This window comes from Nodularia sp. UHCC 0506, assembly GCF_034931045.1.
In the GTDB taxonomy this organism is placed as follows: Bacteria; Cyanobacteriota; Cyanobacteriia; order Cyanobacteriales; family Nostocaceae; genus Nodularia.
In genome coordinates this window covers 1-6,416 of the sequence record NZ_JAYGHH010000090.1, presented here as the reverse complement: position 1 = coordinate 6,416, position 6,416 = coordinate 1, and the positions used below count along the sequence as shown (strand labels likewise).

Below are 6,416 nucleotides of genomic sequence, written 5' to 3'. Positions count from 1 at the left end.
GTTGAGGCAAACGAATATCAATACTTTCCGATGGTGGTTCCAGTACCCATTGTTTGAGGAATTGGGGGTTTTGTCCACTCTGAGGTAAGGGAACACAGTAAATGCCTCGATTTGCAGCGATGTTGGCACGGGTTGCTATAGAACCTGCTTTACAGTCAGCAATGAAAACAAAATTTTTGTGTCCAATTACTTTTTGTATCTTTTGCCAGGTAGGGAAATATAACGGGTCATCGGCTCCATTTCCTTCGAGGGTGGTACTAACTAACGGCATTCCCATTGGGTCAAGCGTTGCTAACAACTGACGATATTGCAATAAGTCTGGACGGACGTTTATCTTTGGAATAGCCATAACGCAGTAGATTCTCTTCTGTATCGCTTTGATTTCTGTGGTTTACACTGAAACTTGTTGTGTCCGTGCGTACTATTTTTGTTGGTAATTCGTAGGCTCTTATTATCTGTCTTCCTAATTGAATTTCTATTTCCTGCCTTGCTTGTGATTGCTTTCCTAATTCTTCTACTACCCTTGCCAATCTATCATCGCTGGCATCTTTCTTTTCTATTGACCATCCCGTTGTTAATTCCAATATTCTTCGGTGTGTTTCTACCCACGCTTCCACTGCACACAATCGATGGTCTGATTGAGTGATTATATATGTTAGCAATAATACACTCAACTGCCCATAGCTCATTCCTTGGTGATTTCCGTGCGGTTTTTTCAATTTTTGGTCAATATATTTGGCTATTTCAATTTGTTTGAGCCATTCCACTATCAATGGAATATCATCTATCCGTTCGGAGCTAATTTTTACTTCTGTCTCGCTCATCGATACACCCCATCCCAACACAATCCTCACTTCACATTACCCTCAAATCCTCTCTCATCATACCTTTGCTTGAAAAATCGTCTTAACCCTTACCGATCAAGCAATTAATTCCTTTTACTAACTCAAAATCAGCGAACGTACAGTGATTATGCTTATCGCCCCGTCAAGGCATGGTGTGAATCTCAAACTAGAAATGAAAAATTGTTCAATAAATGGGAAGAACAATCTCAAATTCAGTTCCCTCAGTGGGTTCAGAACGTACCGTCAAAGTGCCGTGATGTTGTTGGATAATCGAATAGCTGACAAATAACCCCAAACCTGCACCTCGACCAATGGGTTTTGTTGTAAAAAAAGGTTCAAAGATACGGTTTTGAAGACTCATAGGAATTGTACTATCTGTATTGGCGATCGCAATTCGTAACTTTTTACTGTCTACTACTTCAGTGCGAATCCGAATTTCCGGGTTTTTGCTTCTTTCGGGATTATCTCGAATCGCATCAATGGCATTGTTAATAATATTCAGGAAGACTTGATTCAACTGACTAGGATAGCAAGTCACCAGAGGTAGGTTGCCATACTCCTTGATGACGTGCAATTCGGGTTGATTTTCAGACGCTGGCAAGCGATGTTGCAAAATTAACAACGTGCTTTCAAGACCACTATGTAAATCTACAGCTTTGATTTCGGCTTCATCTAAACGAGAAAAGTTGCGTAAACTTAAGACAATTTTGCTGATGCGATCGCTACCCATCTTCATAGATTCTAAGATTTGATTGGCATCCTCAAACAAAAAATCGATGTCGATGTTTTCCCGCTTATCTTGAATAGCTAGACTAGGTTGGGGATATTCCTGTTCATAAAGTGTCAGCAAACTCATCATGTCTGCGATATAGTTTTCTGTATGAATAAGATTGCCCTTAATAAAATTAACTGGATTGTTGATTTCGTGAGCAATACCAGCTACCAATTGACCTAATGATGACATTTTTTCGCTATGAATTAATTGTCCTTGAGTTTGTTTCAATTGTTGCAAAGCTGCCTCTAAATCTTGAGCTTTTTGGTTAAGAGCTTGCGTTTTTCGTTCTACCTCGGCTTCTAGGATATGGGAATAGTTTTCGGTTTGTTGATGCAAACGAGCATTTTCTATGGAGATGGCTGCTTGGGTAGTTAGAAGTTGGAGAATCTCTATGCGATCGCTGGTAAAAGCACCCAAGGTTAAGTTATTCTCTAAGTACAAAACACCGATGAGTTTTCCTTGGTGACTAATGGGAGTACACAAAACTGATTTAGGCTGATGAGTCATGATGTAGCGATCGCTTGCAAATTGCACTGCTGTACTCAAATTTTCAAATACTGCTGTCTCTTGAGTTCGTGCAACTGCATAAATCAAATTTTGGGGAATTTCTTGGTATTTTTCTAAGGGAACTTCTAAGAACGTTACCTTTTGTTGATCAGCTTGAGCGACTATTAACCATTGTTCATCTTGGCGAATAATTAAATGACTGGTTTGTGCGCCGGCATTAGCGATGGCAATCTGCATCAAAATTGTCAACAGTTTCTCTAGTTCAATTTCTTGAGAAATTACTTGTGCAGCTTTCATCACGGCTGGCAAATCTAACCATAAATTTTGGCTGCCATTGGTGCCATTGACGCTCCTCATCAATGTTGAGCTAATGGTAGTTTCAGGTGTAATAGCAAAGTTAGTCGGTTGGAGAATAGCTGCTAGCATTTGGGGATATTGCTGTTCTAAATGGGCAACTTTCGCTTTTGCACCCCAATGGGCGTAGCAGTAGTAGGCTTGTTGCATATAGCTAGAGGCAACTTTATCTTTGCCCCAGGCAAGGTAAAATTTAGCTGCCAATTCGTTGGCGAGGGCTTCTTCTTGAATGTAACCGTTGGCTTTGGCCCCAGCAATTGCCCGATCATACCAATCACCTGCTTGATAATTTTCCCCTAAAATCCGGAATTTTTCGGACTCAACTAAGTCAACTTTATGTTGGTAATTCATTGGTGCATGATATGCCCATTGATCCAAGATATTTTGATGGGTTTCTATCAAGGTAAGAGTCTGAGCTTGCTCAATTTCTGACTGGGTAGAGTATACTGCCAAGTAGGTTAATCCCGCATAGAAATGGAAAAGCTGAGTAATAGCCAATCCTGTCACTGCCATCAAATAGAGTTGAACTTGGGCAATGTAGTCTAAAGCATGGTTATAGTTGCCAAATAAATAGGCAAGCATTAGTTTGTAAATATAGATATCAGCAAGGGCAGTCAGATCATTATCTTGATGGTGCTTAGGAAGCATCAGCTTTTCATCGTAGGCAGTTTCGCTGAATAAATCCGGTTGACTAACAATTTCTCTCAAATTATGCACCACCTGTTGCATCATATTTAAGTAAACCACAGGAGAATATTGTTTCGCCTGGGCTAAGATGGCACAGTAATTTTCTATTTCTGGTTCCCAATCGTCCAGAGTCACTCCAGAGTAAAAATTATTACCAAAATAATTAACAATATTATAGCCAGCACTTAGAAAATCACCAGTTTCCATGCCAGCGAGATAGCCCTCTTTTGTCATTGGGATTGTTGCCCTCAGTGCTTCTTGACGGTGCTGGAGAAAAATGATAAACCAAAGTAAAGTTAAGGACTTAAATTCTCGTGCATTAAACTGATCGAGTAAGCTCAATGCTAATTGTCCAAAGCTATAACCCTTTTCTACTTCTCCCAAAAAAGCACATAACACCATACCATAACCTACATACCCAGTGGTTGATGTGAGTGCATTACCGAATTGGAGTGACAGATTGACCATTATGGAGCAAACTAGAGGCATCAAAGCAGGATTTCCTTGAAAAATAGCTGGAAACAACATTGCCAACAGTTGCATCGCTGCCATTGTCTGAGGATTGCTCATTACAGGTAGATTAATCAGTTCCTCAATTTGTTTGTCTTGGAGTTGACTGGCAAGGGTTTTTAGTGTTTTGTTAGTTAAGGCTTCGTCAAGTTCTGATGAGAATTCAATTCCCAACTGTACTAGGGCATTTTTTCCGACAGCGATCGCTTCTAACATCCGGCTTTGGGCTGTCAGTGCGCTAATTTGAATCTCATAAATCTTCACTTTGTCTACAATGGTTTGGGCTGATTGTAAAACCTGAGTTACCTTTTGTTCCATGTCTTCCAATTCACCATTCAAATAGGCAGACTCGGTAGCTGCTACATAAAGATTCAGGGTTAATTCATATTGTTTTTCCCAACAGTTACTGGTGAGAAGATCGATCCCGATTTGTAAATAAACTTTGGATATATTATGGGCAGTAGCATTTCTAGCTTTCCGCCCAGCCCATAAGTTAAGTTGAGCTAAAGCTTCCTGTTCTCTTTGTTTAGTAATTAAATCCTTACCTAAATTTAAATGCCCGACAATATCAAACAGCTTTTCTTCTTTTTCGCTCTCGGATAAGTTGTTTTGGAGTAATTGACCAATTTTCAGATGAGTTGCTTGTTTTCGGTTCTCTGGAATCAGGGAATAGGCAGCTTGTTGGACGCGATCATGTAGAAACCGATAGGCTACATTTTTGCTGTTAGCAGTATTCCCATCTGCCTCATCGTGGTTTAAGTAAAATTTATACACTTGACTTTGTGGCAGAATCAACCCTTCCTGTAAGGCTTTCCACAAAACCACTGCCGTATCTGCTGGTGATTTTTCCCAAATAATTGCCAAAGTTGCTAAATCAAACTGACTCCCAATACAAGCTGCTAACTTCAGTACCTCTTTGGTTTCTCTAGGCAATTTTTGTAACTGCTGCCCCATAAACTTTACTACATCATCAGTCAAGGACAGGGCATTGATTTGGCCAATATCACATTCCCAATAGCCTTGGGCAAGATTAAACTTAATCTTGCCATCTTCATGTAATACTTTAAGAAACTGCGTGATAAAAAATGGATTGCCTTGGGTCTTGCGATTAATTAATTCTGTCAGTGGAAGAGATAGCTCAATTGTACAATGTAAGGTGTCAGCAACTAACTGATTCGTATCACTTAATGTCAGAGGTGAAAGGGTAATTGTATTAACAGTTTTTCCAGCTTTTTTAATTTCCTCTACCATCAAGGTAAATGGATGTGTCGCTTGTATTTCATTATTTCGATAAGCTCCCAACAACAGCAGATAGCTACTATCTTGTATTAGTAGTTTAATTAACTGTAGAGAAGCCAAATCTACCCACTGTAAGTCATCTATAAATATCACTAAGGGATGTTCTTTTGTTGTTAAGACGGCAATAAAATTTTGAAACAATAAATTAAAACGATTTTGGGTCGCAGTTCCTAATAATTCTGGCACAGGAGGTTGCTTACCAATAATTTGTTCCAGTTCAGGAATCATTTCAATCAAAACTTGTCCATTATCGCCTAAAACTTCAAGAATTTTGGTTTTCCACTGCGCTAATTGTGTGTCATTTTCCGACAACAATTGTCTCATTAAATCTCGCAGAGCTTGTACAAAGGCAGATAGGGGAATATTGCGATTTAATTGGTCAAATTTACCTTTAATAAAATATCCTTGCTTATGAGTAATTGGCTTATGAATTTCATTGACTACAGCAGTTTTACCAATTCCAGAAAATCCTGCCACCAACATCATTTCAGAATTACCATTGGCGACCCGTTCAAAAGCGGTGAGCAAGGTTGTAACTTCTGTTTCTCGCCCATAAAGTTTTTCGGGAATGAGAAAGCGATCGCATACATCCCTCTGACCAATTTCAAAGTCTCTAACCTTACCAGTTTTTTTCAGTTGATATAAACATTCTTCTAAATCGTACTTTAAGCCCAAAGCATTCTGATATCTATCTTCAGCATTTTTTGCCATCAACTTCATGACAATATCTGAAAGCACCTGTGGTATTTTTTCCTTGTTCCCTAATTCTCTAGGCATTTTAGCAATATGACAATGTACCAATTCCATTGGGTCATCAGATTTAAATGGTAATTCTCCTGTTAATAATTCATAAAATGTCACACCTAAAGAATAAAAATCGCTACGGTAATCTATCCCTCGATTCATTCTACCTGTTTGTTCTGGTGAAATGTAAGCGAGGGTTCCTTGCAAAATATTAGGATTTTTAATTTCTTGAGTTTCTTTAGGTAACAGAGAGGCGATACTAAAATCGATTAGTTTAACTTCTTTTGTTTGGGGATGAATCAGGATGTTTGCAGGCTTGATATCTTTGTGAATAACACCGTTTTGGTGTAAATCGTGGAGAATATTGGTTAATTGGATGGCGATCATTAAAAATTCAACAACTGAGATATTACTGGGTTGAATGTATTCTCGTAAAGAAATTTCTCCCCGATCTTCCATCACCAAAATATAACCATTTCTATATGCTTCTAATGATAAAGGATGAATGATACCGGGAATATTGAGATTTTTGCTAATAGTATACTGGTGACGAAATAGCAGTAATTCGTTCAAGCTGGGATGTTCAGATGCCAAAACTTTAATGACAACGGGAACTGCTTCTTGCTCTCGAATGCCTCGATAGACTCTGGTTCTGGAACCTACATACAATTGGGAATTGATTTTATATCCTGGGA

General features: G+C 38.9%; 2 protein-coding genes and 1 pseudogene. All 3 read right to left on the bottom strand.

Annotated features, from left to right (window positions below; translation table 11 throughout):
* Nucleotides 1–277, bottom strand: a pseudogene (locus tag VB654_RS24895) (transposase); the annotation flags it as partial.
* Between the two features lie 4 nt (nucleotides 278–281).
* Complete coding sequence (locus VB654_RS24890; protein ID WP_323216514.1) at nucleotides 282–824, bottom strand: DUF4277 domain-containing protein; 543 nt, start codon at nucleotides 822–824, stop codon at nucleotides 282–284.
* A 205-nt stretch (nucleotides 825–1,029) separates the two neighbouring features.
* Nucleotides 1,030–6,416: AAA family ATPase (locus tag VB654_RS24885; protein ID WP_323216513.1), on the bottom strand; the 5,387-nt coding region annotated here is incomplete at its 5' end.

Coding starts and splice junctions, on each gene's coding strand:
- VB654_RS24890 (WP_323216514.1), bottom strand. CDS start 824: ATGAGCGAGACAGAAGTAAAAATTAGCTCCGAACGGATAGATGATATT.